Origin of the sequence: Robertmurraya kyonggiensis (assembly GCF_005116465.1) — a bacterium.
Lineage (GTDB): Bacteria > Bacillota > Bacilli > Bacillales > Cytobacillaceae > Robertmurraya > Robertmurraya kyonggiensis.
Genome location: NZ_SWBM01000001.1, coordinates 564343 through 591160, shown reverse-complemented (window position 1 = coordinate 591160; position 26818 = coordinate 564343). Strand labels below are relative to the sequence as shown.

Here is a 26818-nt window from a genome sequence, read left to right as displayed (position 1 = left end):
AAAAGGTTGCAGCATTTTTTGCTGCAACCTTTTTTTATTTTGTTACCTCGATTAATAGATCACCTGTTTGTATGGCTTCTCCATTAGTAACATAAAGATCTTTTACAACGCCTGAAAAAGGTGCCTGAACAGTTGTTTCCATTTTCATTGCTTCTGTAATCATGAGATGGTCACCTTGCTCTACCTTTTCTCCTTTTTCCACTAGCACTTTAATCACTGTTCCTGGCATTGACGCACCAATTTGTTCCTCATTTTTTGGATTAGCTTTTATTTTAGCAGCTACTGTTGCTTTAATACTTTCATCCTTCACAACGACCTCACGAGGTTGACCGTTCAGTTCAAAATAGACAACTCGAGTTCCATCCACCTGAGGTTGACCCACTGAAACTAATTTAACGATTAGTGTTTTTCCAGTTTCAATCTCAATCTCAATCTCTTCGCCCAATCTTAAACCATATAAGAAAGTTGGTGTATCTAAGACAGAGACATCGCCAAATTTTTCAACCGTTGCAGTAAATTCTTTGAACACTTTTGGATACAGAGCGTACGCAATTGTATCAAAGCTTGTAATCGGTCTTCCAAGCTCTTTATATAGTTCATCACTAATCGCCTGGAAGTTGACTGGCTCAAGTAGTTCGCCTGGTCGAACAGTTATCGGTTCTTTGCCTTTTAAAATAATTTTTTGAAGCTCTTTCGGAAAACCACCAGCTGGCTGTCCTAAATAGCCTTCAAACAATTCCACTACAGAATCTGGGAAATCTAGTGATGTTCCACGAGTTAAGACATCCTCTTCCGTTAAATCATTCTGTACCATATATAAAGCCATATCCCCTACCACTTTAGAGGATGGAGTTACTTTGACAATATCCCCAAACATCTGATTCACGCGAGCATACATTTCTTTTACCCGGTCCCATTCATCCCCAAGCCCTACTGCTTTCGCTTGTTGCTGAAGATTACTGTATTGTCCACCCGGCATTTCATGTTGGTATACTTCCGTATGCGGTGCTACCATACCACTTTCAAAATCCTGATAGTATTTTCGAACATCTTCCCAGTAGTGAGAAAGCTGCTCTAACGCACCAATATTAACATCAGGCTTGCGATTTGTACCTTCAAGTGCATAATACAATGAATTAGCACTTGGCTGTGAAGTCAGGCCAGCCATCGTACTTAAAGCAACATCAACAATATCTACTCCCGCTTCAATCGCTTTTGCATAAGTATAAATTCCATTTCCACTTGTATCATGGGTATGTAAATGAATTGGAATATTAACTGTTTCTTTAAGCTCTGAAATTAAAGCGTAAGCAGCCTGCGGTTTTAATAACCCCGCCATATCTTTTATCGCTAAAATATGTGCCCCTTGCTGCTCTAATTCTTTTGCCAAAGTTTTATAATAATTCAAATCATACTTTGTTCTTGTTGGGTCTAAAATATCTCCTGTATAACAAATTGCTGCTTCTGCAATCTTACCAGTTTGCCTTACAGCATCAATCGCTACTTCCATCCCTTTAACCCAGTTTAAGCTATCAAAAATTCGGAATACATCAATACCCGCATCTGCTGATTTTTCAACAAATTCACGGATTACATTATCTGGGTAATTTTTGTACCCAACCGCATTAGCAGAACGCAATAACATTTGCAGCAGTACATTAGGCATTAATTTACGAAGGGTAAGAAGTCTTTCCCAAGGGTCCTCTTTTAGGAAGCGATAAGCCACATCAAATGTTGCACCACCCCACATTTCAAAGCTGAACATCTCTGGAAGAAGCTTTGCTGTAGGTTCAGCAATATGCTGAAGGTCCTTCGTTCGAACACGTGTAGCAAGAAGTGATTGGTGAGCATCACGGAATGTTGTATCCGTTAATAGAACCTTTTCTTGCTGTTTAATCCATTCTACTAACCCGTCTGCTCCTTTTTCATCGAGGATTTGCTTTGTTCCATTTTGATAAGGTGTACCTACCTTTAATTTAGGCTTTCTTGGAACATCAAAAACAGGACGCTTTTTCTTTTCGATGCCTGGAAAACCATTCACTGTCACATTAGCAATATATGTAAGCATTTTAGTACCACGGTCTTTGCTTACCGGGAACAAGAACAGTTCAGGTGTTTTATCGATAAACGAAGTATTATACTCTCCTGAAACAAACTTCTTGTGCTTCACAACATTTACTAAGAAAGGAATATTTGTTTTAATCCCACGAATCCTGAATTCTTGTAGGTTTCTTATCATTTTCGAAGCTGCGTGCTCGAAAGTTAAGGCATGAGTAGAAAGTTTAACGAGTAAAGAATCGTAGTATGGCGTAATAACTGCTCCAGCAAAACCATTCCCTGCATCCAAACGTACACCAAAGCCTCCACCCGAGCGATAGGCATTAATTCTACCAGTATCCGGCATAAAGTTATTTAGTGGATCTTCAGTTGTTACGCGGGATTGAATTGCATATCCGTGAATTTTAATATTCTCTTGTTCAGGTATGGCTACTACTTCGGAATGAAGAGAATGTCCTTCTGCCACAAGGATTTGAGACTGAACGATATCAATCCCTGTAATCATTTCTGTAATTGTGTGCTCGACCTGAACACGGGGATTTACTTCAATAAAATAAAATTCATCATTAGCAACGAGAAACTCTACCGTACCAGCATTTAAGTAATCGACATTTTTCATTAGGCTAACAGCAGCATCACAAATTCTTCCGCGAATCTCTTCTGAAATCGATACACACGGAGCAACTTCTACTACTTTTTGATGCCTACGTTGAACAGAACAATCTCGCTCAAAAAGGTGAACAATATTGCCATGTTCATCACCAATGATTTGTACTTCGATGTGCTTCGGGTTTTCAATAAAACGTTCTACATATACTTCATCATTCCCAAATGCAGCTTTTGCCTCTGATTTTGCACGGTCATAGGCTTGTTCAACCTCATCTAAACTCTTGACAATTCTCATACCACGGCCGCCGCCACCAAGGGAAGCTTTGATAATAATTGGGAATCCGTATTGTTTACCAAACTCAATTACGTCAGTAACATTTTCAACTGGACCATCACTACCTGGAATGACAGGAATATTAGCGACTTGCGCTTGTGTTCTTGCCTTTACCTTGTCCCCAAACATATCAAGATGCTTAGATTTTGGACCAATGAACACGATACCTTCTTTTTCACATCGTTCAGCAAAATGAATATTTTCTGATAAGAATCCATATCCAGGGTGGATCGCATCAACATCCGCATCTTTTGCGATTTCAATGATTCCATCAATATCTAAATATGCATCAATTGGTTTTTTTCCTTCTCCCACTAAGTAAGCCTCATCTGCCTTATAGCGATGATAAGAACCAGAATCTTCTTTGGAATATATTGCCACTGTACGAATATTTAATTCTGTACATGCACGGAATACTCGAATGGCGATTTCTCCCCTATTCGCAACTAGGACCTTTTCAATTTTTCTTGTCATTGAACACACCTCGTCTTCTCTGATATTTTCCATTTGGAAGCCTTAACTACTTTCATTTTAGCGATTTAAAGTATCATAGCATAAAATTGCATTAAAAACTGACAATTTACGCAATATGTAAAATAAATAATTTTGTTAATTTATTTTACAATAATTATTTCAGAGAATAAAGAGTTTTCAGGCTTTAAAACTATTTCTCGTATTATTCGAAACAACCTTCAAACCCTCTTTTTCATTAGTTTTGTACTTTTTCTCATAGTTCACAAACATTGAGACATTTACTAGGATTCCCATCGCAATAGATAATTGCAATAATGAAGATCCCCCATAGCTGACGAACGGCAGAGGGATACCCATCAATGGAAAAATACCTGAAATCCCCGCAAGATTAATGAACGTTTGAATCCCAATCATGCCGGATATACCGATTGCTAGTAAACTACCAAAAGGGTCCTTCCCTTTTAAGGCAATGAAGATCCCTTTCAAGACAATAAATGCTAATGAGAGAATGACAAACGCAACACCGAATACACCTAATTCCTCGGCAATAATAGCCATGATGAAGTCTGTATGAGGTTCAGGCAGATAACCAAGTTTTTGCACACTTTGTCCAAGTCCAAGACCATTAACGCCTCCACTACCAATTGCATAATAGGAGTTAATAAGGTGATATCCTCCATCCTCCGCCACACCATCTGCAAATGGATTCGTGAGGACAGAAAATCTTTCTAAACGCTCCATTGAAAATATTTCATCCTTTAAGATAAAGACAAATGGGCTAAATAATATTAAACCTAGAAGGGCTAATTTTAAAATAGTTTTGAAATTCATTCCCGATGAAACAATAATCATGCCTGAAATCATGACAATAATTGCCGTAGTCCCGAAATCTGGCTGCAAAGCAACTAAAGCACAGACTAACACGATAAAAGCTAGAGGTGGTAATACCCCTTGGTTAAACTGATTTATGTATGGTTGTTTTTTAGCATAAACAGCTGATAAATACACAATGACAGCTATTTTTACGAACTCTGAGGGCTGCAAACGAAGCGGTCCAAATTCATACCAACTCTGTGCATTCCCGGCAACAGTACCAAACTTAAATATTCCTATCAGTGAAATTAATGATAATAACACAATTGTACCGAGTATTTTATTATTTAGATAGAGCTTATACGGGACGAACGCAAAAAATATAAATACCAACGCTCCAGCAATCAAGAAAATCTTTTGTCGAACAAAGAAATGATCACTTTCATAACCATATCTTTGAATGGCCGTCACCATACTTGCACTGTAAACCATAACTAGTCCAAATATTGCTAGTAAGACAACTACTATGATGAGTGAGTAATCGTATGATTTAAGGATTTTTTTTAACATACTTTATCTTCCTTATCCGTATTATCAATTTTTCTACTACAAGGTGAGTCCCTTCATGATAGGACCTAACTTTATAGGTACAGTAAAAATAAAAGTCTTTCCAGATGAAAACAGCCTTATGTAAAAAAACTCAAACGATCTTTCATTGACGTTTGAGTTTTTTATTTATTATTTTTTTTGTGATGCTTCATGCAGAGCAGAAAGTTCTCTTTCCAATTCAGCTAAAATAGCTTTTCCTTCTTTATCCTCAATTAATCCGAGGCGAACAGCAAAATCTATCTCACGTGATAACCCAAACATTTGCGTGTCCAAAACCTCTTCATATAGAGGACATTGCGGCATTGTTAAGTTATCCATCTGCACTTTTATAAGCTTCAATATTTTATCAGCGTCAGCCTTTAACAAGGCATTGGCTTTTTCTTGATGATCTACTATCATTTCAGACGCCAACCTTGATCCCCCCGTTTCCGAGCGATTATCCTATCTATAAATTTTAACTGCAAAAGATGAAAATTGCAAGAACAATAGGGACTATCGCTACTTTTTTCCAAAAATATCTTAAAAAGTCTGAAGATATGACAATTTGCAATATTATCGTTATACTTAATCTATTGATAAATAGGAGGCAACCATGGAATCAATCGTACTTATCTCCGGCAAAGTAAAATATAGCATAACCTTAGATCCTAGCGTATGGATTTTTGATGACAGAAAGCAAGAATTGCATTCATTTTTCCATGACGAAAAAGAAGAAAAAGATTCACTAGAAGAATACACAAAAGAAGTTTCTAAGCATTGGGATCGCGAAATTATCGAAGGTGCAATCGTTCCACCAACCTTGAAGACTGAAAAGAAATTTATAAAAGAAGAATTAATCACTGGCACGTTCTGTATTCCTTTTGAGCCATTTTTAAAAAATGCTGAAGTTCTAGAAGAGGCAAGCCATCTGATTATAATCTCGGATGAAGGTGAAGTAAAACTTCCATTAGAAATTGCTGAACAAATGGTTTTAGGTTTCTCTATAGATGGAAAACCATTGCGAGAAGATGGTCCGGTCCATTGCTATTATGGGGATGGCTCTAATTTTAACAATCCAATTAGAAACGTGAAAGAATTTCGTGTAGAATAAAAACTTCCACCTTTGTGATGGAAGTTTTTTTTGTTTACAATAAATCTGCTGCGAGCTGTGCAAGTCCTGAACGTTCACCTTTAAATAACTTTACATGACCGGAAATGGTTTCATTTTTAAACTTTTCCACAACGTATGTAAGGCCGTTGTTATAGGCATCTAGGTATGGGTGGTCGATTTGCTCTGGGTCACCCATCAAGACAATTTTGCTTCTTTCCCCTACTCTCGTCAAAATCGTTTTTACCTCATGCTTCGTTAAATTTTGCGCTTCATCGATAATTATGAATTGGTCAGGAATGCTTCTACCGCGAATATAAGTTAAGGCTTCTACTTCGATAGACCCCATCCCAGCCAAAATTGCGTCTAACTCCCCAGGCTTTTTCACATTAAACAAGTACTCCAAATTATCATATATCGGTTGCATCCACGGGCGAAGCTTCTCTTGCTTTTCCCCTGGTAAAAAACCAATATCTTTCCCAACTGGTACGATTGGTCTTGCAACTAATAATTTTTTGTAATCCCCAAAATCCTCTGTTTGCATAAGTCCAGAGGCTAACGCCAGTAATGTTTTCCCAGTTCCTGCTTTACCTATAAGCGTAACTAATGAAATATCTTTTCTTAGTAAAAGCTCAATCGCCATTGTTTGGTGCACATTTCGGGAGCGAATTCCCCAAATATGATCATGGTCAAATACAAGCTTTCGTATCATTTTTCCTGTTTGGTCTACCATTCCAATTGCAGAAGACGAAGAACCTAATGTATCCTTCATGATCAAGAATTGGTTGGGGTAAAGTGTAAGATTAGGAAATTCAAATGCTGGAATCTCCTTTTTTTCATAAAAACTATTCAGTAATGTAATATCAACAAATTGCTCAAGAACGCCAGTATAAATATGATCATTTTCAACTACCCTATCACTTAAGAAATCCTCAGAATAAAGGCCAATTGCGTCTGCCTTGACTCTCACTAATGTATCTTTACTAACTAAAATTACCCTTCTTCCTTCCAACTTCGTGTCTTCTTCGAGGGATAAATTTTTGGCAACTGCCAGAATACGATTATCATTTGTCTTTTCTACAAAAATATCCTGTAGCTGGTGGAATGATCGATGATTCAATTCAATTCGTAAAGCACCGCCATTTTCAAGAGGAATTTTCTCATGCAGTTTCCCGTTTTGTCTTAAGCCATCAATGAGTCTGGATACTTGTCTCGCGTTTCTGCCGATCTCATCCATATTACGCTTTTTGGAATCGACTTCTTCGAGTACTACTGCTGGAATTACTACTTCATTGTCTTCAAATGAAAAGATGGAGTACGGGTCCTGTAACAAGACATTCGTATCTAACACATATATTTTTGTCATCCATTGCCTCCTGCTCCTCTTAGGTCTTTGTTTGTAGGTTTATCCCATTGGATAGGTAGAGCTTTTGTAAAATATATGATTTTTCGAATAAAGATAGAAGAAGTTTTACACAATAAACATAATGAATCATTACAGATTTTCCATTAATTATGATTTTGATTAGCAACTTTTGGAGGTGTATTACCATATGAAGAAAGGGTTCATTTTCATTTTACTTTTAGCACTTATTTCTGGGTGTGGAGCGAATAATAACAATGCCAACGAAGGAAACAATAATCAGGATAATAAACCTTTAAACGTCAAAAATTCAACCATTCAAAATGTCGACCGCCAAACTGGTCAAGAAATATCCGAGCATCTTGTTGATTTAGCAACTAGCATTCCGGATGTGAATGATGCTACCGCCGTTGTACTAGGAAGATATGCAATTGTAGGCATTGATGTAAAAGAAAACATCGAACGTTCTGAAGTAGGTGCCATTAAATATTCTGTGGCAGAGAGCCTAAAACACGACCCACACGGAGCACGCGCTATAGTCGTCGCTGACCCTGATATGACAGCTCGTATTGGTGAAATAGCCGATGATATTCGTAACGGCGAGCCTATACAAGGAATTATCAATGAGCTTGCTGATATTTCGGGCCGATTAATGCCTGAGGTACCAGCCGATATCATTGATCCTGATGCGAAGAAAAATCAAGTGGATGAACAGAAAGAAAAACTAAATAATTCAGAAACTAAGAAATTAGAGAAAGAACAAAATGACCAATCCAATAATCATATGGATTAAACTACAATTTCAAAGTAAATAACTAAAGGAGCTTAACCCCAAAACGGTTAAGCTCCTTCTATTTTTTCGAGTTGTAGGACGTTCTTCTAATTGAAGCTAGGACAATTATGAATTGAATGTTATACTAAAAAACAAGTTAGTTATTCATGAAGAGGTGTTATCATGAGAGTTAAATGTGTCATATGTGATCAAATTCAATCAATTGAAGATGATTCATTTCAAGCGAAACGATTAAGAAACCGCCCTATCCATACATTTATGTGTAAACCATGCGAAGAAAGAATTACAGAGAAAACAAACCAAAGAATCGCCACTGGAAACTTCAGGCTTTATCGTTCAAATAGCGAAGACGATGAATGGTAATTAGAAAAGTTCAAAGAGCGCCCGCCTATCGGCTAGTGCTAAACAAAAATCCGCTCCCCTTTAAAAGAGAGCGGATTTTTACATTTAAACGGGATAATTGCGGTACCGTTCTGGCTGCTGATTGATTTGATCAAGCATTACTTCGATCAGTTCTCGAGGAAATCTCTGTTTTTTTCTCTCTCCCTCATGTTCGAACTGAACATAATACATCTCGTTATCCTTGGTGACTTCAATGTTTGTAAGGGAATGGTCATCCTTCAACATATCATAAAACGTTTTTTCGGTTTCAACTGCAGCCGTGTCATCAGGACGTTCATCGATAACGACTTTAATCGTTAACCAGTTATAAAGCGCATCTTGTAATGAATTCATAAAGCTTCCCCTTTATACTTCATTTCCTTGGCTTTGCTGTTTCTTTTCTTGATGTAAACGGATTTTGTAAATAATCAAGATTAAAGCAGCCACTACAAGCCCTTCGGCAATTGGTAAAAAGACAGCAAAGAATGTAAGGATTGTACATCCTAATGCTAAAAAGGAGTAGATGACTACATTTTTTAACATTGGTAGCTTTCTGGCAAACCCTAGTTTATATACGACCACACATAGAAGAATAATCGTAATATAGAGCAGCCACATACCTAACTTTGGGTTTTCATTCACTTTAAACAGCGCAGCGAAAAACGTCAGACGTTCAGTAATATCCATTCTCCTATACTCCCCTTTAAAGCACTAGTTCATTTCAACAGCTTTCTTTTTCTTCGTAACTCTTTCTCTTTCACCTTTTTCAAGGATTTTCTTACGAAGACGAATTGATTCTGGTGTAACTTCACAGTACTCATCATCATTTAAATACTCTAATGATTCTTCTAGAGTCATGATTCTTGGTTTCTTCATTACATTCGTTTGATCTTTTGTAGCTGAACGAACATTCGTTGCATGCTTCACTTTTGTGATATTAACTGTAAGATCATTTTCTCTGTTATGTTCTCCAACGATCATACCTTCGTAGATTTCTGTTCCTGCATCTACAAAGATAACTCCACGGTCTTCAACCTGCATAATTCCGTAAGTTGACGCTTTTCCTGTTTCCATTGAAACAAGTACACCTTGACGACGTCCTCCAACTTGACCTTGAGCCATTGGTTGGTAGCTATCGAATGTATGATTAATGATACCAAATCCACGAGTTAACGTTAAGAATTCAGTTGTATAACCAATTAATCCACGTGCTGGAACCATAAAGATTAGTCGAACTTGACCTGAACCATTATTAATCATATCAAGCATTTCGCCTTTACGGGCACCCATTGACTCCATGATTGCACCTGTGTTTTCTTCAGGTACATCAATTTGTACACGCTCTACAGGCTCACAACGTACTCCATCAATAACTTTAACAATTACTTCTGGCTTACTTACCTGAAGCTCATAGCCTTCACGACGCATATTTTCAATTAGGATGGATAAATGTAACTCACCACGACCAGAAACAACCCATGCATCTGGAGAATCTGTATTTTCAACACGTAAGCTTACATCTGTTTGTAATTGAGCACGTAGACGCTCTTCGATTTTTCTTGCCGTCACGAACTTTCCTTCGCGACCAGCGAATGGACTGTTATTAACTAGGAATGTCATTTGTAGAGTTGGTTCATCAATTCTTAAAACCGGTAGTGCTTCTTGGTGTTCAACAGGACATACAGTCTCACCAACGTTAATGTCTTCCATTCCAGATACAGCTACTAGATCACCTGCAACAGCTTCTTGTATTTCTTCACGCTTTAGACCGAAGAAACCAAAGATCTTTGTTACACGGAATTGTTTTACAGAACCGTCTAACTTCATTAATGCAACCTGTTGTCCAACTTTCATTGTACCACGGAAAACACGTCCGATACCAATTCTTCCCACATAGTCATTGTAATCAAGTAATGCTACTTGGAATTGAAGTGGCTCTTCACGATTATCCACTGGCGCAGGAATATGGTCTACAATTGTGTCATATAAAACCTGCATGTTTTCATCTTGCTTCTCAGGATCTGCACTTGCAGTACCGTTAATAGCTGAAGCATAAACAACCGGGAACTCTAATTGGTCTTCGTTTGCATCTAATTCGATGAACAAATCAAGTACTTCATCAATTACTTCAGTTGGACGTGCAAAGTCACGGTCAATTTTGTTTACAACTACAATTGGTGTTAAGTTTTGCTCTAAAGCTTTCTTTAGAACGAAACGAGTTTGTGGCATACAACCTTCATATGCATCTACAACTAGTAGCACACCATCTACCATTTTCATGATACGTTCAACTTCTCCACCAAAATCAGCATGTCCTGGTGTATCGAGAATGTTAATTCTTTTGTCTTTATATTGAATCGCTGTATTTTTCGCTAAAATCGTGATTCCACGTTCTCTTTCAATGTCGTTCGAATCCATTGCACGTTCTTCCACGTGTTCATTCGTACGGAAAGTACCAGATTGTTTTAACAATTGGTCAACCAAAGTTGTTTTCCCGTGGTCAACGTGGGCAATGATCGCGATGTTGCGAATATCTTCTCTTAGTTTCAAAAATTCCACTCCTACCTTTATTCAATCTAAAACTTTATTTATATTTTGCAGTCTAACTGAAATATTATAACACATTTGTTGTAGAAACCTAATAGCTTTTTATGTAAAATATAAATGAATAGAGCTTTTTTTCGGAAAATAAGGGGGATTTGACATGAATCAAATCAAGTGGCCATTTTTATTTTTAGCATTAGCAGCTGTTGTATGCTTGATGGGGACAGGCATTGCCGTTAGTTATAGAAGTCCTATCGGAATTATTCTTACATTAGTCGCTTTTATATTTGTGATGGGATTTGGCTTCAAAACGAAAAAGAAAATGCGCGAAAGCGGGAAATTATAAATTATTGTAAAAGTAAAAGGAAAACCGGGCTTCCCCAGTTTTCCTTTTACCATTCTTTGCCCTGTAAATAGTTCTCCAGGATTGATTTATGTAAGCCTGGCTTAGAAATAAAGATAGAGTTTTGTTGCAATATCTGTATTGGTTCTCCTTTAAGTGTAGTTGAGACCCCTCCAACCTCTTCCATTAAAATAAGACCCGCAGCAAAATCCCATGGTGATAATCTCATCGTAATGTAAGCATCTAGTCTCCCAGCTGCCACTTGAGCAATTTCAATTGCAGCAGACCCATACGACCTCGTTCCACGAACATCCCTTACTAAGGTTCCTAATATTAATGGATCGATTCTCCGATTCGGTGTAACCCAAGTTGCATTTAAGCCAATTATTGCCTCTGAAACCGAAACCTCATTTAATTTTGGTAATGCTTTATCATTAAAATGGGCACCTTTTCCCTTTACAGCATGATATAACTCATCATGAACGACATCATAAATAAGTCCGATCTTGCCAACTCCGTTCTCATAAATTCCGATTGAAATAGCAAAATTTCTTTGCTGGTGCACAAAGTTCATCGTTCCATCGATTGGGTCAATAATCCAAACGACGCCACCTAATTCTTCAAGTTCATCCCCGTTTCCTTCTTCTCCTAATATACGATGCTCTGGAAACTGCTGATTAATTTTTGTAATAAAGAACTGTTCTGTCTCTTTATCGATATTAGTAACAAGATCATTTGCATTTGATTTCGTTTCAATATTTAACGTCGTTTGGAAGGATTTCTTAATCCGTTCTCCGGCCTCTTTAATCCAGCTTTTCGCATAAATTAAGATTTCATTTTCATGCACCGCTCATCAGCTTCCTATCTTTGTATATTTTCTACTTATTAATAGGGTAATGGATCTCAGTGTACGGTTCAACTTATATTACTTTTCCCTAGCCCGAAAAATAAAAAACGAATTCCCTCTTATATCTTAGGAATTCGTTCTATGAAGTATTGTCCAAATCACCGCTCATATTATCCATATTTACAGTTCTCCTTGGTTCATAGAGCTCTTAATTTTAAAAGTTCCGTTCTAATTTTTTCAAGCTTCGCTTTACTTTTTACCTTTTGAGTTTCATTATTGTCAGCCATTGCATCAAAAAGAGTAAGAAGCTCATAATCCATTTCAAGTCTTAACATCGCTTTTCGTTCTTTTTCAGGATCTTTCTTAGTTAAAGAATTCATTAGTTGTTTCAATCCACTTCACCCCTTTCAATTCTTTTAATATCTTATGAGGGTATTTTTTATATGCAACAAATTTGTGTTATTGCCTAAACCTGGCGAATTTTCGGGTTCGAGCCTTCTTCTTTTCCGAATAATCCACAATATGCTACAATATTTGACATAGATTAAGGAGGGAGAAACATGACTTTTTCAGGATTTACTGTTCAAGATTTTGATGTTTTTAAAATAGATGGCTTTGAACCACGAATGGATGCATTAAAGACTACTATTAGACCTAAGCTAGAAGCTCTCGGTCAACACTTTGCTCCAACTTTGGCGACTATGACTGGGACAGAAATGTTTGCTCATGTAGCTAAGCACGCAAGGAGAACTGTAAATCCCCCAAAGGATACTTGGGTGGCTTTTGCAAGTAATCCTCGTGGGTATAAAATGTTGCCACATTTTCAAATTGGTTTATGGGAAACACATGTATTCATTTGGTTTGCTGTCATTTATGAAGCACCTAATAAGGAAGAACTCGGGCAGAAATTAGCTAAAAAGGTTAATGCGATTTATAAAGAGACGAGCAAGGACTTTGTTTGGTCTGGTGATCATATGAAGCCTGATGTATCTTTCCATAGTGAATTATCTAAGGAAGAATTAAAAGCGATGTTTGAGCGCCTACAAACTGTGAAAAAAGCAGAAATTTTATGCGGCTATCAAATTCCGAGAGAAAAGTGTGTAGCTATGTCAACTGAGGAATTTATTAATAAGGTTGAAAGTGTGTTTAATGAATTACTACCCCTCTATAAATTGGCTTAAACTTTTATAAAATAGGTTTGATGCCCAATTATGGCAATATAGCTTGCTTTTAGAACGCATCGATAAAAACATATCAAAAAAGGCTGTTCCTAAACGACCTTATAGGTCCTTCGGAACAGCCTTTCTTTACTTACATTTTTATTTTTTGTCCACTTTCAGCATCTATTGCTTTTTTGATGGTACGATACGAGGAATAACCACTTATCTCTTCAAATTCACCGCAGAGTTTTTTTTCTTCTGCTTTACTTGGGACAATTTCTTTAAAACGACGATAAGCACTCATTAACCTATCCCGTTCAATCCCTTTTTCATAAGCTGCTTCAATGTGTTCAAAAAATTTTATAACATCGACGATCTCTTCGGTCGACCAATGATAATCAATCGGATATTGATATTCCATTTTTTCACCTGCTTCATATTATAACTATTGTGATTGTATCGATCTGCCTTATAAATTGCAAATCATTTTTATCCATATTTTTCAATCCAACAAACCTTGATTTCATGAGTTATTTTCCTTTGAAGATCGAAAACTAAATATTATTAAATATTTTTCTATGCACAGAAAATGAATAATGCTATAATTCATTTGTTTTATTTCTTTATTAAAACGAACAGACAACAAAGAATTGAAAATTTGTAAAGAGGTGTGGAAGAAATTTGTCACAATTTGAAACTCCGCTTTTTAGTGGATTACTTGAACATGCAAAAAAGAATCCAATTCAATTTCATATACCCGGTCATAAAAAGGGTGCAGGAATGGACCCTGATTTCAAAAACTTTATTGGAGAAAATGCATTATCCATCGATCTGATTAATATCGGACCATTGGACGACTTGCACGCTCCTAAAGGGATTATCAAACAAGCTCAAGATTTGGCTGCTGAAGCTTTTGGTGCGGATTATACATTCTTTTCGGTCCAAGGTACTAGCGGAGCAATCATGACCATGGTGATGGCAGTATGTGGCCCTGGAGACAAAATCATCGTACCTCGTAATGTACATAAATCAGTCATGTCAGCGATTATTTTCTCAGGTGCGATACCTGTCTTTATTCATCCAGAAGTCGATGAGCGCTTAGGGATCTCCCACGGGATCACTACAGAGTCAGTTGAGAAAGCATTGGAACAACATCCAGATGCAAAAGGAATACTGGTTATTAATCCAACTTATTTTGGAATCTCTGCTGATTTAAGAAAAATTGTTGAAATTGCTCATTCACATAATGTGCCTGTCTTAGTTGATGAAGCACATGGTGTTCATATTCACTTCCATGAAGAATTGCCGATGTCCGCAATGCAAGCTGGGGCGGATATGGCTGCAACCAGCGTTCATAAGCTTGGTGGCTCAATGACTCAAAGTTCTATTTTGAATGTTAGAGGCAACCTTGTTTCTCCAAAACGAGTACAATCCATATTAAGTATGTTAACGACGACATCCACTTCATACTTACTATTGGCCTCTTTAGATACTGCACGTAAGCAACTTGCGATAAAAGGTCACGAACTGATTGATAGAACCATTCAATTGGCTAATTATATTCGTAATGAAATCAATGAAATGGAGCATCTATTTTGCGTCGGGGAGGAAATTCTCGGTTCAAAAGCAACGTTCGATTATGACCCAACCAAATTGATTATCTCTGTAAAAGAACTTGGCATTACTGGATTTGAAGTCGAAAAATGGCTAAGAGGAATGTACAATATTGAAGTTGAACTTTCCGACCTGTATAACATTCTTTGTATTGTCACACCTGGTGATACGAAAAACGAAGCCGACATTTTATTAAAGGCACTTCGCGAGCTATCAACAATGCGTATTGAAAAAACGCAGGCACTTGATGCTAAGGTACTGTTACCGGATATTCCATTACTCTCTTTAACACCTAGAGATGCATTTTATGCAGAAACTGAGCTTGTTCCATTTGATGAATCAGAAGGAAGAATTATTGCTGAGTTTATTATGGTATACCCACCAGGTATTCCAATTTTCATCCCTGGTGAAATTATCACAAAGGATAATCTCCTTTACATTAAGAAAAATATTGAAGCTGGCCTCCCTGTTCAAGGACCAGAGAACTTTGATGCACGTATGCTAAGAGTAATAAAAGAACATAAGGCAATCGAATAACATTAAAATCGGCATTATTGCCGATTTTTTTATGTCTTATTTTTCATAAAAAAACTTAAATGTGTTATACAATTTATCCTTGAAATATTAATAGTGTTATATTATTATTGATTTATAGATAATTAAACGTTTTCAAAATCGTTGTTTCCTTAATAAAATCCCTACTTTTTATTATGGGAAGCAATAATTAAAATAAATTATAAATAAAGGATCTTACAAAGGAGAAGTGAGAAAAATGGGCACTATCGTTTGCCAGACATGTGAGGCTACTATCGATCATTTTGAAGATGAAAAGGTAACTGTCCTTTACGCAAAGTGTGGATGCTGTGACTCTCCAAAAGAAGAAAAATAATTTCTATTCCTTTATTTACACGGAGCACTCAAAGAAGTGCTCTTTTTTTATGTTCAGAATTTTTTATTCTCGCATCAAATGATATTTTTTTACTTGGCATATCTCCGTCCAGCTCCATAAGGAAATCATCGATAGCTTTTAGTTGGAGCGCCAATCGCCTAGCAAACTTCAGGTCCCCAGGTAAAAATTGAAGTGCATTTTTACTACCTACCATAAGTCAATTGTAAATTGCTTGCAATTCAAATTTCCTTTATAGAAAGAACAGGCCCTTCCAGTTTGTACGGCGATGTTCAAGACGCTTGCGCTTTTGTACTTGTCACCCCTTTCAAAACTTTGCTAGAATATAATTGTATTAAAATTGATAAAAATGTATGGGAGAATTGGGGGAAGCAAAATGTCTAGTCATGCATACATAAAGCTCGTACCTTCATCTGAAAAGGGAAGCGTTACCACTGAAGATGTTATTGAATTGTTTCAGTATTATAAGGATATAACCGGAAAAACAGGGAAACAACTCGATTGGCAATATGGGGAAGCCTCTTTTCCTTATGAAATCAAAGAAAAACCTGAAGGAAAAGGCAAATGGTTTTATCTTAAATCAGAACAACACAATTATCATATCATGCTTCTCGGTGTTGATAATGAGCTTGTGCGTGATGAAGACGGTACAGAACGAGAGCAAACTTATATCCAAATTACCCTCCCTGAAACATCAACCTTTGGGGATAAAGGAAAGGCAAATGAATTTAGTAAATTCCTTGCCAAAAAGCTCAAAGGGGAATTACATTTATTTAACGGAAGAATCATGTATTTTTATCCTAGAAAATGACCGAAGAGGACGACACATTTACTGTCGTCTTCTTTTATCAATTTAGAGTTTTAATTAAGTCTGTATCCACAATTTGATACCCCTTTCCTTCAAATCCTCTAACAATATCAGCGAGCGCATCATTGGTCCATTTCCGGTCGTGCATGAGTAAATTTGCCCCATTATGAAGAAATGGTGAATTGACCATTATTTCTGTGATGGCATCCTTAGATTGAAACTCTGGAACCCAATCGTATCCGTATGTCCAATTCATCATAACCATTTTCTCTTTTGCTGCAATCTTTCTTGAGACATCTGTATTTTCTCCGAAAGGAGCTCGGAAAAATTTTGGCCTTTCACCAATAATCTTTTCAACTCGGTCATTTAACGAAACAATTTCTCGGTACTGTTCCTTTTCCGTTAATTCCGCTAAATGACTGTGAGAATAGGTGTGATTTCCAATCGGAAATCCTAAATCATGAATTTGCTTAAGAACCTTTGCTTCTTCTTCTGTATCAATAAAATGCCCATTTACAAAAAATATTGCTTTAACACCTAAAAATTTAAGCGTATTTGCCATCTCTAGAGCATACTTATCGGGTGCATCATCAATTGTCAATAACACAACCTTTTGATTTGCATCTCCTATCGGCTCCACAGCCCACGAGGTAGGATTAATACGATAAAGAGGTTCCTTTTGTACAGATACAACTGTCTCATCTTCTGGTAAAGACTCATCCACTGACTCTAATGCTTCTTCTTGTAAAAGCGTGGCACTTTTCTCTACTTTTTCTACATTAGTCGCTTCAGCTTCTTTACTAAATAACTCCTCTTTGTTACTACATCCAAATAGCAATAAAATAATGAGCACTGCAAGTATTTTCTTCAAAGCTGTCACCTCAAGATTGTCATTGTCTATTATTATTGTAAGCAAATAAGAGACTTTCGGCTAGAACTGATTCAAGGTGACGTGAATCGAGCTATAAAGTATTAAGCTAGCTAGGGTAATTAATAGAGTCTTCTTCGTTGATTTTAGAATATAATTTCCTAAAATCACAGCTATATAGACGAAAACGAAAAACATTAAAATATTGTAAATAATTTGGTCGTCCTTTGACAGCCACTCAGTCAAAGTATAGCCACTCCAAAGTATTAAATGTAATAAAAGGACAACGTAATTCTTCAAAACAACCACCTACTAATTATTTTTCAGACCAAGTTAAAAGGAAAAATTACTATTCCTGCTTGAAAATCAACCTTAAAAACAAACTACTATTATTAGTGTATGACAAATTTGCAAATGATATTTTTCATTTCTTTAACATTTGGATGACATTGCCTTTTTTGGTTATCCTCTATGTTACTATAAAAGAAAATTGGAATTTGAAATTTATGTAATCTGCAGTGCAATTGATCGATAATTTATTGAAGGAAATGTGAGGCTATGCTATGAAGGTCTTGCCAATAATATTGATGGCCCTATTCTTATCTACTTCATGCGCGAACAACGAAGACGCCCCTTTAGATTTGGACAGTAGTATGAAGCAAATTATTTTTTTATCTGATGAAACAGAATCTGTTAATCTGCAAACGGAAGCCCCCTACTACAATGCGATAATTGAATTGAGACAACAATTCCCGAACGAATTCAAAAACATGAAAACCTTATCTCCAAATAAAGTAGAGGATTATTTTGATTCCATTGAAATAAAAGAATGTCCAGCTCTCTTAGTCATCCAGAACGACAAGGTTTTAGTAAAAATTGTAGGTGAAAGTAGTAAAGAAGAAATCATTCAACCCGTTGAAGCAGCCCTAACTAATTGATTCCATACAAAAAGTCCTTCTCAATTCATCGAGAAGGACTTTTTCATTCTTATTCGGTGTTTTGGTAATGATTGTGTTTTTTCTCGTAAATGTCCAACGGCCGACATTTACACCTCCTATGAGGTTCCTATTCACACATTATTTTTGCTCGGCACTTTTCGCGGCCATCGGTCTTTTAATTGAGTTTAAATTTGAAATGCACTTACCAAGTTATAACTCAAAAGCAACAATGTTTGCGAAAAGAGCCTTCTTATTTAATGATATGGATTGGGCTACCTAGAGCAACTTCTGCAGCTTCCATTGTAATTTCACCTAAAGTTGGGTGAGCATGGATAGTTAGAGCTAAATCTTCAGCTGTCATACCCGCTTCGATTGCTAAACCAAGTTCAGCGATCATATCAGAAGCACTTGGACCAGCAATTTGTGCACCAATTACTAATCCATCTTCTTTACGAGTTACAAGCTTAACAAAACCGTCTGTGCTATCAAGCGCTAATGCACGACCGTTTGCAGCAAATGGGAATTTCGCAACAACTACTGCAATTCCTTCATCCTTCGCTTGCTTTTCTGTATAACCAACTGTTGCAAGTTCTGGGTCAGAGAATACAACTGCAGGGATTCCAAGATAATCAATTTGTGCATTGTGTCCAGAAATAGCTTCAGCAGCAATTTTACCTTCGTAAGAAGCTTTATGTGCAAGCTGTGGTCCTGGAACAATATCACCGATTGCATAGATGTTAGGGATATTTGTGCGGCATTGGTTATCAATGTTGATTACACCACGATCAGTCATTTGAACACCAACTTGCTCAAGACCCATTTCATCTGTATTTGGACGACGTCCAACTGTTACTAAAACATAATCTGCTTCAATTGTTACTTCTTCACCTTTTGCTTCATAAGTAACTACAACGCCATCTTCTTTTTCAACAACACCTTTAGCAAGTGCTTTTGTTACGATTTCAGCGCCTTTTTTCTTCAGGTTACGTTGAACGATAGATGTCATTTGCTTTTCGAACGCACCAGCAAATAACTCTTCGCTTCCTTCAAGAATTGTTACTTCAGTTCCGAAGTTAGCATAAGCAGTTCCAAGCTCAACACCGATTACTCCACCACCGATAATAACTAATTTCTTAGGAATTTCAGGTAAGCTTAAAGCACCAGTAGAATTGATAACACGATTCGTATACTTGAAAGTAGGAATCTCAATCGGACGAGAACCAGTTGCGATAATCGCATTCTTAAATTTATAAGTTTGTGCAGAATTATCATCCATAACACGAATTGTATTCGCATCAACGAAATAGCCTTCTCCACGTACGATTTCAACCTTATTTCCTTTTAAAAGGCCTTCAACACCGCTAGTTAGCTTGTTAACAACGCTAGATTTCCATTCTTGAACCTTTGTGAAGTCAACTGTTACGTTTTCAGCTTTAATTCCAAGAGACTCTGAATGTAATGCTGTTTCATAACGGTGACCAGCTGAAATTAACGCTTTCGAAGGAATACATCCAACGTTAAGACAAACACCACCAAGGTTTCCTTTTTCTACGATTGTAACTTTTTGTCCAAGCTGAGCTGCACGAATTGCAGCTACATAACCACCAGGACCTGCCCCTAAGACAAGAGTATCTGTTTCAATAGGAAAATCGCCAACTACCATTTTATTACCCCTCCATTAACATTAATTCTGGGTCATTTAATAAACGCTTAATATGGTTTAGAGCATTTTGAGCTGTAGCACCATCGATCATTCGGTGGTCAAAGCTTAAAGATAAAGCAAGAACAGGAGCAGCTACAATTTCACCATCTTTAATGATTGGCTTCTCTGCAATACGACCGATTCCAAGAATCGCAACTTCTGGATGGTTGATTACTGGAGTAAACCATTGTCCACCAGCAGAACCAATATTAGAAATTGTGCAAGATGCACCTTTCATTTCGTCCGGAGCTAATTTACCATCACGAGCTTTAACTGCAAGTTCATTAATTTCTGCAGAGATATTGAATACAGACTTACGGTCAGCATCCTTTACAACTGGAACTAATAAACCTTTTTCAGTATCTGCTGCAATACCGATATTGTAGTAGTGCTTATGAATGATTTCACTTGTTGCATCATCTAATGATGTATTTAGTGCTGGATACTCACGTAATGCACTTGTTAAAGCTTTTACTACGTAAGGAAGGAATGTAAGCTTAATTCCTTTGTTAGCAGCTACTTCTTTGTACTTCTTACGGCTTGCTACAAGCTTCGTAACATCTACTTCATCCATTAAAGTAACGTGTGGAGCTGTATGCTTAGAGTTAACCATCGCCTTAGCAATCGCCTTACGGATACCGCTCATTTTTTCACGTGTTTCAGGATATTGACCTGCAGGAATTGGAGCTGCTGCTGGTTTTGCAGTTTCTGCTTGTGCAGCTGTTGCTTCTTGAGTTGTTGCAGCCGCTGCTGGTGCTGCTCCACCATTTAAGAATGTATCGATATCATCTTTAAGTACACGACCATTGTCGCCAGAACCACTCACTTGACGAATATCTACACCTTTATCACGTGCATATTTACGAACTGAAGGCATTGCGATAATGCGACGGCTTGGATCGCTTGAGTCAGCGTTTGCTGCTGTAGCTGCAGGTGCTGACTCTTCCGCTTTTGCAGTTGCTGCTTCTGCAGGTGCATCATGGCCTTCGTCACCTTTAAATTTAAGATCTTCATATCCTGGTGCATCGAAGGTAATAAGTACTTGACCTACTGTCGCTACTGTACCTTCTTCAACTAGTACTTCTAGAACTGTTCCTTCTACTGGAGATGGAATTTCAACGACTGCCTTATCATTTTGAACCTCACAAAGCACGTCATCTTCTTGAACTTTATCACCTGGTTTTACAAACCATTTTACGATTTCACCCTCATGGATACCTTCACCAATATCCGGCAATCTAAATTGGAAAGCCATTGATTCATCCTCCTAAAATTCATGTTTGTTTGCTGTTCCGATCAAATTTAAGGGTAAATGGAAGCCCATTTCCCTTAAACCCTTTTAATATTTGAAACTAACGATTCTAATTAAAATTAGAAATTAAGTACTTTTTTACTTGTTTCAATAATATCTTGTACGTTAGGAAGCCATACAGATTCAGCTTCCGGGAAAGCAAATACTGTATCTGGAGCTGCAACACGTAATACTGGAGCTTCTAGGCTAAGGATTGCACGGTCGTTAATTTCTGCAACTACATTAGCTGCTACACCAGCTGATTTTTGTGCTTCCTGTACAACAATTGCGCGGCCTGTTTTTTCAACAGAAGCAATGATTGTATCAATATCAAGTGGGCTTACTGTACGTAAATCTACTACTTCAACAGAGAAACCTTCTTTTTCAAGCTCTTCTGCTGCCTTGATTGATTCATGAACCATTGCACCATAAGTAATAATAGAAAGATCTGAACCTTCACGCTTCACTTCTGCTTTTCCTAGTGGAATCGTGTATTCGCCTTCAGGTACTTCTTGTCTGAATGAACGATAAAGCTTCATATGCTCAAGGAAAATAACCGGATCGTTATCACGAATTGCAGAAATTAATAGACCTTTTGCATCGTAAGGTGTTGATGGAATAACAACTTTTAAACCTGGTTGTTGAGCCATTAAGCCTTCTAAGCTATCTGCGTGCATTTCTGGTGTATGTACACCACCACCAAATGGTGAACGGATTGTAACAGGTGCATTATAACGGCCGCCAGAGCGATAACGCATACGCGCTAATTGACCAGAAATAGAATCCATTACTTCATATACGAAACCAAAGAACTGGATTTCAGGAACAGGACGGAAGCCTTGTAAACTTAGACCAACTGCCAATCCACCGATACCAGATTCAGCTAGAGGCGTGTCAAATACACGATCTTCGCCGAATTCTTGTTGAAGACCTTCAGTAGCACGGAAAACCCCGCCGTTAACGCCTACGTCTTCTCCGAAAATTAATACGTTCGGATCATTTCGTAATTCAGTACGTAACGCATCCGTGATTGCTTGAATCATTGTCATTTGCGCCATGGCTTACTTCGACTCCTTCTCTTTATATATTTCATTTTGCTCCACAAGGTTTTGCGGAAGCTCTTCATACATAATTGAGATCAAATCCGTTACCTTTTGCTTTGGAGCACTATCTGCTTCTTTTATAGCAACTTTAATATCTTCTTTTGCTCTTTCAATTGTTTCATTTTCCATTTCTTCATTCCAAATTCCTTTTTTCTCTAGGAATTTACGGAAACGAACAAGTGGATCTTTCTTTTCCCATTCGTTATCTAAATCAGATGTACGGTAACGAGTTGGGTCATCTCCAGCCATTGTATGTGGACCATAACGGTAAGTCATTGTTTCGATCAATGTTGGACCTTCACCGTTTACTGCACGCTCACGAGCTTCTCTAACAGCTGCATATACAGCAAGTGGATCCATACCATCAACAACAACACCTGGGATACCAGCAGCAACTGCTTTTTGTGCTAATGTTTTAGCAGCAGTTTGCTTTTCACGTGGTGTTGAAATCGCGAATTGGTTGTTTTGAATAACGAAAATAGCAGGAGCTTTATATGCACCAGCAAAGTTAATTCCCTCAGAGAAATCACCTTGTGAAGTACCACCGTCACCAGTGTAAGTAATCGCAACTGATTTTTGACCGCGCTTCTTCATTCCAAGAGCAACTCCTGCTGCTTGAACATATTGAGCACCAATGATGATTTGTGGAGAAATAACGTTAACGCCTTCTGGAATGTCTCCACCTTTAAGATGTCCTCTTGACCATAAGAACGCTTGAGATAGCGGTAAACCATGCCAAATCATTTGAGGCACATCACGATATCCTGGAAGGATAAAGTCTTCTTTTTCTAAAGCGAACTGGGAAGCAAGCTGAGAAGCCTCTTGACCAGCAGTTGGTGCGTAGAATCCAAGACGACCTTGTCTGTTTAAAGAGATAGAACGTTGGTCAAGAATACGTGTGTATACCATACGTTTCATTAGCTCTTGTAATTGTTCATCACTTAATTCAGGCATTGCAGCCTCGTTTACGACCTCTCCTTCTTCATTCAGGATTTGAATCGTTTGAAACTGTTCTTCTACTTTTTCAAGCTGCTTCATTGCATCTAAACTTGCTTTATTAGTTTTAGAAGCCATTAAAAAGTCCCCTTTCATATAAAATAGGATATTGTTTTTAAATTTTTGGTTTCTCAGGCATTATGCATTTTTATTTCTTGTCATTATGTAGGATAAGTAGCCGTAATTTGGCACTTTCTTATTGTTTAGAAACAACGCATTCTGACCGAAAACCGCGAAAATAGTGGAAAGCATACTACCAAAAGTAGTTTTCCACAATACTGCTCAAATAAAACGCGCGTTTTATACTTGCTGATAGTATAAGCTGTATTATAATTTTTGTGAAACAAATTGATACAACTACGAACTTCGTTTTAAGTGTACACCAAGCAATTCAGCATAGTCAATTACTTAGTATCAAGTTTTTTCAATCTAATCATAGTTTTTATCTGATCATGCATTTTTCAAACTGTACCATAAATAATTGACTTCTGTACTATAAAAATCAGTACAATTCGACACTGTTATAATAAAGATATTTATGTAATAATTATTTTAAAATAAAGCGTTTTAATACGAAATGCGGAAGCGCCTGGGCATCACCGTACAAACTGGAAGGGTCGCGACTGAGATATAGGAAACTTGCAGCGCATTGTTGACTTATCGTAGGGAGGGAACCTGAAGTTTGCTAGGTGATAGGCTACTTTCGCTAGACAATTCTCCATTGTACTGTTCATTTTTACTATTTTAGACAAAAATATAAGAATCGACATAGTTGTCGATTCTTATTGACTGTTTCCTTCTTCGTCTACTTCAATTCCTGCTGCTTTGTAAAAATCAAGTTTTATTTCATTATATTTTTTCGTATGCTCATTAAATTGTTCATTTGACTCTAAAACAATTTTGTACGTGTCATTTATTTTAGTAATTTGCTCTTCTAATTGTTCGATCGATAATTCTTCTTTTTGGAACATTTCGTACAGTTCTTTATCATATCCTAAACCTTTTGTGTAATTTGCAAATAAAGCATCATGACTTTCATATCTTTCCATCATCGTGTCATAAAGCTCATTGGCTTTCTTTTTTAAGTTTTCGTCCTCTAATTCTCCAATCAAAGGTTTTAGCTTTCCGAATTCCTTTTTGGATGCTTGAATACTATCTTCTTCTTTTTGCATGAATTCCTGACGCTTTCCTACGATGGTTAGAGCCTCATTTGAAAGGGAAACAATTTGATCGAATTCCTTCATACCCAACGCAATAATTTGGCTATAAATATCCTTCTCTTCTCTCTCTAATTCGACTAATGGTTCTTGTTGATCCTCGAATTCCTTTTCAAGTGACACCACATTTTCTAATACTTCGTACATTTCATCTTCTGTTGATGTTCGATTTAGACACCCAGACAAAATAGTCGAACTAATAAATAATAAAAGAAACAAATAAATACTATGTCTTTTTAATGTCGACATTTTGCAACCCCCTTATTTTAACATTTATTACTATATCGATTGTTCGGTCTTATTACAATATCCCGAGGGAAAAATTGTAAAAATAATTTCTAATGCATGTCCAAAGGTTGTCAACTCTACTATTTCTTCTACTAATTCATCCTATTCAAATCTAGTAGCATTTATGCCAGATTCAAAATGATATTTTAGTGATAAAAATCATACACATATTATTGAAAGCATCCATCTGTACTGGATTTTCAATTTCTGTTAAAATAATGCCATACAAAAATGAGAGTTAAACTTGGGAGTGAATGGAATGCTAACGATGGAAGACATTATAAGAGACGGTCACCCCACTTTGCGTACAGTCGCAAAAGAGGTTCCGCTTCCAGCATCTGAAGAAGATAAGAAGATATTAAAAGACTTGCTAGAGTATGTTATCTCGAGCCAAAATCCTGAAATAGCGAGTGAAAAAGGACTTCGCCCAGGTATCGGTCTTGCTGCTCCACAAATAAACGTGCCAAAGAGAATGCTTGCCGTTCATGTAACAGATGAAAAGGATAACCTTCACAGCTATGCGCTGTTTAATCCCAAAATCATTAGTCATTCTGTTGAAAAAGCTTATTTAGCTTCTGGGGAAGGATGTTTATCCGTAGATGAATCTATTCCCGGATTTGTTCCGCGTTATGCTAGGGTGACGGTGAAGGCAACCACTCTTGACGGTGAAGAAGTCCAACTTCGTCTAAAAGGACTCCCTGCTATCGTCATTCAACATGAAATTGACCATTTGAATGGTGTTATGTTCTATGACCATATCAACAAAGATGCACCATTTGAACCAGTCGAAAATTCTATAGCTATAGAAAGATAGAAAAAGAAGTTGTCCCAAGAGCGGATTCACATGAAAAATCGATCTTGAGGACAACTTTTTCAATACAGACTTTATTCTTCAGATAACCAGCAGCTTTAAATCACTTCGCCATTTTCCTTCGAACACTATCTATCCTTATTTTTTCAAAAACTCCGTTATTAATTTGTACCATCTTTATCCATGAAAAAAATCAGAGATAAATTCACATAATATAAATAAGAAAGGACTCGTAGGGACTTTACTTTGGACAAGGATCGTATATTATAAGAAGTAAGGAGATGATCCACAATGTTAAAGAAGCTAAAGAAAAAGCTTGTTGAACAGTGGAAAGATTTGCTTCGAAAAAAATCAATTGCCTAAATTTTGAGCCCTTCTAGCTTGCGGAGGGCTCCTTCTTTATAGTAAATTGGATATTGTTGTTTATTACATACATGTAAAAAACTATTCAATACAAGCTTTTTATAAAATGTCAAGAAGAATAAATAAGTAAAATAAATGAAATTAAAGGTATTTTTATATATAATATAAAAAGTTACCATTGATTCGGAAATCTAAAATTTTTTTGAGTCTACAATCTGTACGGAATAATTTGAAGTACATTAAATGAAAATCAACTTTATAAATAGATTAAGGAGAGATTATAAATGATTTTTAAAGTTTATTATCAAGAATTAAAAACAGAAGTACCTGTTCGCGAAAAGACACAAACTGTTTTTGTAGAAGCGGGATCAGTGAGAGAAGTGCGCTCAAATTTGGCAGATCGTCCATTTAATATTGAGTTTATTACTCCTGTTGACGGAGCATTCTTAGAATATGAACAAAAAAATGAAAACTATAAAGTATGGGAGCTAGGATAA

28 protein-coding genes are annotated in these 26818 nt (G+C 36.9%); 11 read left to right on the top strand and 17 right to left on the bottom strand.

The genetic code is table 11. The annotated features are described in order from the left end of the window. Nucleotides 1-34: 34 nt before the first annotated feature. The 3 genes from pyc to FA727_RS02935 all read right to left on the bottom strand — a co-directional run bounded on the left by pyc (nucleotide 35) and on the right by FA727_RS02935 (nucleotide 5308). The gene (pyc, locus tag FA727_RS02945) at nucleotides 35-3475 is read right to left on the bottom strand and encodes a pyruvate carboxylase (RefSeq protein ID WP_136829232.1); all 3441 of its coding nucleotides are present in this window, start codon (nucleotides 3473-3475) and stop codon (nucleotides 35-37) included. A 177-nt stretch (nucleotides 3476-3652) separates the two neighbouring features. Continuing rightward, nucleotides 3653-4858 (bottom strand): FtsW/RodA/SpoVE family cell cycle protein, encoded by a 1206-nt coding sequence (locus tag FA727_RS02940; protein WP_136829231.1) that lies wholly within the window; start codon nucleotides 4856-4858, stop codon nucleotides 3653-3655. A 168-nt stretch (nucleotides 4859-5026) separates the two neighbouring features. Beyond that, on the bottom strand, nucleotides 5027-5308 hold the full coding sequence (locus FA727_RS02935) for an Fpa/YlaN family protein (protein WP_126408480.1): 282 nt from the start codon (nucleotides 5306-5308) through the stop codon (nucleotides 5027-5029). 181 nt (nucleotides 5309-5489) lie between these two features. Here FA727_RS02935 and FA727_RS02930 point away from each other — a divergent pair, with 181 nt between their 5' ends. Continuing rightward, nucleotides 5490-5987 (top strand): peptidyl-prolyl cis-trans isomerase, encoded by a 498-nt coding sequence (locus FA727_RS02930; RefSeq protein WP_136829230.1) that lies wholly within the window; start codon nucleotides 5490-5492, stop codon nucleotides 5985-5987. A gap of 34 nt (nucleotides 5988-6021) precedes the next feature. On the opposite strand, the gene FA727_RS02925 is transcribed toward FA727_RS02930, so the two are convergent. Continuing rightward, nucleotides 6022-7350 carry a PhoH family protein gene (locus FA727_RS02925; RefSeq protein WP_136829229.1) on the bottom strand — a complete coding sequence of 443 codons (1329 nt, stop codon included), beginning with the start codon at nucleotides 7348-7350 and terminating at the stop codon, nucleotides 6022-6024. A gap of 187 nt (nucleotides 7351-7537) precedes the next feature. On the opposite strand from FA727_RS02925, the gene FA727_RS02920 reads away from it, so the two are divergent. Together FA727_RS02920 and FA727_RS02915 are read left to right on the top strand one after the other, a co-directional pair. Next, nucleotides 7538-8140 (top strand): YhcN/YlaJ family sporulation lipoprotein, encoded by a 603-nt coding sequence (locus FA727_RS02920; RefSeq protein ID WP_136829228.1) that lies wholly within the window; start codon nucleotides 7538-7540, stop codon nucleotides 8138-8140. Between the two features lie 162 nt (nucleotides 8141-8302). Then, nucleotides 8303-8503 carry a YlaI family protein gene (locus FA727_RS02915; protein WP_136829227.1) on the top strand — a complete coding sequence of 67 codons (201 nt, stop codon included), beginning with the start codon at nucleotides 8303-8305 and terminating at the stop codon, nucleotides 8501-8503. 84 nt (nucleotides 8504-8587) lie between these two features. Here the strand turns inward: FA727_RS02915 and FA727_RS02910 are convergent, their stop codons facing one another. Genes FA727_RS02910 through typA form a run of 3 tightly spaced genes read right to left on the bottom strand, consistent with a single transcriptional unit; the run spans nucleotide 8588 to nucleotide 11071 of the window. Then, nucleotides 8588-8875 (bottom strand): hypothetical protein, encoded by a 288-nt coding sequence (locus FA727_RS02910; protein ID WP_136829226.1) that lies wholly within the window; start codon nucleotides 8873-8875, stop codon nucleotides 8588-8590. Between the two features lie 12 nt (nucleotides 8876-8887). Then, a complete protein-coding gene (locus FA727_RS02905) occupies nucleotides 8888-9208 on the bottom strand; it encodes a YlaH-like family protein (RefSeq protein ID WP_136829225.1) in 321 nt (106 codons plus the stop codon). Between the two features lie 24 nt (nucleotides 9209-9232). Next, nucleotides 9233-11071 carry a translational GTPase TypA gene (typA, locus tag FA727_RS02900; protein ID WP_136829224.1) on the bottom strand — a complete coding sequence of 613 codons (1839 nt, stop codon included), beginning with the start codon at nucleotides 11069-11071 and terminating at the stop codon, nucleotides 9233-9235. Between the two features lie 154 nt (nucleotides 11072-11225). Here typA and FA727_RS02895 point away from each other — a divergent pair, with 154 nt between their 5' ends. Continuing rightward, nucleotides 11226-11411 carry a YlaF family protein gene (locus FA727_RS02895; RefSeq protein WP_136829223.1) on the top strand — a complete coding sequence of 62 codons (186 nt, stop codon included), beginning with the start codon at nucleotides 11226-11228 and terminating at the stop codon, nucleotides 11409-11411. 46 nt (nucleotides 11412-11457) lie between these two features. Here the strand turns inward: FA727_RS02895 and FA727_RS02890 are convergent, their stop codons facing one another. Both FA727_RS02890 and FA727_RS02885 read right to left on the bottom strand, forming a co-directional pair. After that, nucleotides 11458-12255, bottom strand: a complete 798-nt coding sequence (locus tag FA727_RS02890; protein WP_136829222.1) for an inositol monophosphatase family protein — start codon at nucleotides 12253-12255, stop codon at nucleotides 11458-11460. Nucleotides 12256-12452: 197 nt separating this feature from the next. Further along, a complete protein-coding gene (locus tag FA727_RS02885) occupies nucleotides 12453-12647 on the bottom strand; it encodes a YkzI domain-containing protein (protein ID WP_136829221.1) in 195 nt (64 codons plus the stop codon). A gap of 168 nt (nucleotides 12648-12815) precedes the next feature. On the opposite strand from FA727_RS02885, the gene FA727_RS02880 reads away from it, so the two are divergent. Further along, nucleotides 12816-13436 (top strand): YktB family protein, encoded by a 621-nt coding sequence (locus FA727_RS02880; RefSeq protein ID WP_136829220.1) that lies wholly within the window; start codon nucleotides 12816-12818, stop codon nucleotides 13434-13436. A 130-nt stretch (nucleotides 13437-13566) separates the two neighbouring features. On the opposite strand, the gene FA727_RS02875 is transcribed toward FA727_RS02880, so the two are convergent. Beyond that, entirely contained in the window at nucleotides 13567-13836 is a 270-nt protein-coding gene (locus FA727_RS02875; RefSeq protein WP_136829219.1) for a UPF0223 family protein, read from the bottom strand. A gap of 260 nt (nucleotides 13837-14096) precedes the next feature. On the opposite strand from FA727_RS02875, the gene FA727_RS02870 reads away from it, so the two are divergent. The 3 genes from FA727_RS02870 (at nucleotide 14097) to FA727_RS02860 (ending at nucleotide 16747) form a co-directional block, all read left to right on the top strand. Then, entirely contained in the window at nucleotides 14097-15566 is a 1470-nt protein-coding gene (locus tag FA727_RS02870; protein WP_136829218.1) for an aminotransferase class I/II-fold pyridoxal phosphate-dependent enzyme, read from the top strand. 235 nt (nucleotides 15567-15801) lie between these two features. Further along, entirely contained in the window at nucleotides 15802-15918 is a 117-nt protein-coding gene (locus tag FA727_RS02865) for a GapA-binding peptide SR1P (RefSeq protein WP_126408466.1), read from the top strand. A gap of 394 nt (nucleotides 15919-16312) precedes the next feature. Then, nucleotides 16313-16747: a DUF1885 family protein gene (locus FA727_RS02860; RefSeq protein ID WP_136829217.1), complete on the top strand. Its 435-nt coding sequence runs from the start codon at nucleotides 16313-16315 to the stop codon at nucleotides 16745-16747. Between the two features lie 37 nt (nucleotides 16748-16784). On the opposite strand, the gene FA727_RS02855 is transcribed toward FA727_RS02860, so the two are convergent. Both FA727_RS02855 and FA727_RS02850 read right to left on the bottom strand, forming a co-directional pair. Next, the gene (locus FA727_RS02855; protein WP_438646619.1) at nucleotides 16785-17624 is read right to left on the bottom strand and encodes a polysaccharide deacetylase family protein; all 840 of its coding nucleotides are present in this window, start codon (nucleotides 17622-17624) and stop codon (nucleotides 16785-16787) included. Nucleotides 17625-17675: 51 nt separating this feature from the next. Further along, complete coding sequence (locus tag FA727_RS02850) at nucleotides 17676-17921, bottom strand: hypothetical protein (protein WP_306461648.1); 246 nt, start codon at nucleotides 17919-17921, stop codon at nucleotides 17676-17678. A 254-nt stretch (nucleotides 17922-18175) separates the two neighbouring features. On the opposite strand from FA727_RS02850, the gene FA727_RS02845 reads away from it, so the two are divergent. Beyond that, a complete protein-coding gene (locus tag FA727_RS02845; protein WP_136829214.1) occupies nucleotides 18176-18550 on the top strand; it encodes a small peptidoglycan-associated lipoprotein in 375 nt (124 codons plus the stop codon). A 250-nt stretch (nucleotides 18551-18800) separates the two neighbouring features. Here FA727_RS02845 and lpdA read toward each other — a convergent pair whose 3' ends face one another. The 5 genes from lpdA to FA727_RS02820 form a co-directional block, all read right to left on the bottom strand. Further along, entirely contained in the window at nucleotides 18801-20213 is a 1413-nt protein-coding gene (gene lpdA / locus FA727_RS02840; protein WP_136829213.1) for a dihydrolipoyl dehydrogenase, read from the bottom strand. A gap of 4 nt (nucleotides 20214-20217) precedes the next feature. Further along, nucleotides 20218-21507 carry a dihydrolipoamide acetyltransferase family protein gene (locus FA727_RS02835; RefSeq protein WP_136829212.1) on the bottom strand — a complete coding sequence of 430 codons (1290 nt, stop codon included), beginning with the start codon at nucleotides 21505-21507 and terminating at the stop codon, nucleotides 20218-20220. A 116-nt stretch (nucleotides 21508-21623) separates the two neighbouring features. Next, on the bottom strand, nucleotides 21624-22601 hold the full coding sequence (locus FA727_RS02830; protein WP_126408457.1) for an alpha-ketoacid dehydrogenase subunit beta: 978 nt from the start codon (nucleotides 22599-22601) through the stop codon (nucleotides 21624-21626). Nucleotides 22602-22604: 3 nt separating this feature from the next. Beyond that, nucleotides 22605-23720, bottom strand: coding sequence for a pyruvate dehydrogenase (acetyl-transferring) E1 component subunit alpha (pdhA, locus tag FA727_RS02825; protein ID WP_136829211.1), 1116 nt, complete (start codon nucleotides 23718-23720; stop codon nucleotides 22605-22607). A 704-nt stretch (nucleotides 23721-24424) separates the two neighbouring features. Then, nucleotides 24425-25108 carry a YkyA family protein gene (locus FA727_RS02820; RefSeq protein WP_136829210.1) on the bottom strand — a complete coding sequence of 228 codons (684 nt, stop codon included), beginning with the start codon at nucleotides 25106-25108 and terminating at the stop codon, nucleotides 24425-24427. A 298-nt stretch (nucleotides 25109-25406) separates the two neighbouring features. On the opposite strand from FA727_RS02820, the gene def reads away from it, so the two are divergent. Together def and FA727_RS02810 are read left to right on the top strand one after the other, a co-directional pair. Next, a complete protein-coding gene (gene def, locus FA727_RS02815; protein WP_136829209.1) occupies nucleotides 25407-25961 on the top strand; it encodes a peptide deformylase in 555 nt (184 codons plus the stop codon). Nucleotides 25962-26605: 644 nt separating this feature from the next. Continuing rightward, nucleotides 26606-26818: a DNA-dependent RNA polymerase subunit epsilon gene (locus tag FA727_RS02810; RefSeq protein ID WP_136829208.1), complete on the top strand. Its 213-nt coding sequence runs from the start codon at nucleotides 26606-26608 to the stop codon at nucleotides 26816-26818.

What these genes read in the sequence shown, in the direction of transcription:
- pyc (WP_136829232.1), bottom strand. Translation starts at nt 3,475, where the DNA reads ATGACAAGAAAAATTGAAAAGGTCCTAGTTGCGAATAGGGGAGAAATC.
- FA727_RS02810 (WP_136829208.1), top strand. Translation starts at nt 26,606, where the DNA reads ATGATTTTTAAAGTTTATTATCAAGAATTAAAAACAGAAGTACCTGTT.
- FA727_RS02865 (WP_126408466.1), top strand. Translation starts at nt 15,802, where the DNA reads ATGGGCACTATCGTTTGCCAGACATGTGAGGCTACTATCGATCATTTT.
- FA727_RS02925 (WP_136829229.1), bottom strand. Translation starts at nt 7,350, where the DNA reads ATGACAAAAATATATGTGTTAGATACGAATGTCTTGTTACAGGACCCG.
- FA727_RS02940 (WP_136829231.1), bottom strand. Translation starts at nt 4,858, where the DNA reads ATGTTAAAAAAAATCCTTAAATCATACGATTACTCACTCATCATAGTA.
- FA727_RS02905 (WP_136829225.1), bottom strand. Translation starts at nt 9,208, where the DNA reads ATGGATATTACTGAACGTCTGACGTTTTTCGCTGCGCTGTTTAAAGTG.
- FA727_RS02920 (WP_136829228.1), top strand. Translation starts at nt 7,538, where the DNA reads ATGAAGAAAGGGTTCATTTTCATTTTACTTTTAGCACTTATTTCTGGG.
- FA727_RS02910 (WP_136829226.1), bottom strand. Translation starts at nt 8,875, where the DNA reads ATGAATTCATTACAAGATGCGCTTTATAACTGGTTAACGATTAAAGTC.
- FA727_RS02895 (WP_136829223.1), top strand. Translation starts at nt 11,226, where the DNA reads ATGAATCAAATCAAGTGGCCATTTTTATTTTTAGCATTAGCAGCTGTT.
- FA727_RS02880 (WP_136829220.1), top strand. Translation starts at nt 12,816, where the DNA reads ATGACTTTTTCAGGATTTACTGTTCAAGATTTTGATGTTTTTAAAATA.
- FA727_RS02835 (WP_136829212.1), bottom strand. Translation starts at nt 21,507, where the DNA reads ATGGCTTTCCAATTTAGATTGCCGGATATTGGTGAAGGTATCCATGAG.
- pdhA (WP_136829211.1), bottom strand. Translation starts at nt 23,720, where the DNA reads ATGGCTTCTAAAACTAATAAAGCAAGTTTAGATGCAATGAAGCAGCTT.
- FA727_RS02845 (WP_136829214.1), top strand. Translation starts at nt 18,176, where the DNA reads ATGAAGGTCTTGCCAATAATATTGATGGCCCTATTCTTATCTACTTCA.
- FA727_RS02860 (WP_136829217.1), top strand. Translation starts at nt 16,313, where the DNA reads ATGTCTAGTCATGCATACATAAAGCTCGTACCTTCATCTGAAAAGGGA.
- lpdA (WP_136829213.1), bottom strand. Translation starts at nt 20,213, where the DNA reads ATGGTAGTTGGCGATTTTCCTATTGAAACAGATACTCTTGTCTTAGGG.
- FA727_RS02915 (WP_136829227.1), top strand. Translation starts at nt 8,303, where the DNA reads ATGAGAGTTAAATGTGTCATATGTGATCAAATTCAATCAATTGAAGAT.
- FA727_RS02820 (WP_136829210.1), bottom strand. Translation starts at nt 25,108, where the DNA reads ATGTCGACATTAAAAAGACATAGTATTTATTTGTTTCTTTTATTATTT.
- def (WP_136829209.1), top strand. Translation starts at nt 25,407, where the DNA reads ATGCTAACGATGGAAGACATTATAAGAGACGGTCACCCCACTTTGCGT.
- FA727_RS02875 (WP_136829219.1), bottom strand. Translation starts at nt 13,836, where the DNA reads ATGGAATATCAATATCCGATTGATTATCATTGGTCGACCGAAGAGATC.
- FA727_RS02930 (WP_136829230.1), top strand. Translation starts at nt 5,490, where the DNA reads ATGGAATCAATCGTACTTATCTCCGGCAAAGTAAAATATAGCATAACC.
- FA727_RS02830 (WP_126408457.1), bottom strand. Translation starts at nt 22,601, where the DNA reads ATGGCGCAAATGACAATGATTCAAGCAATCACGGATGCGTTACGTACT.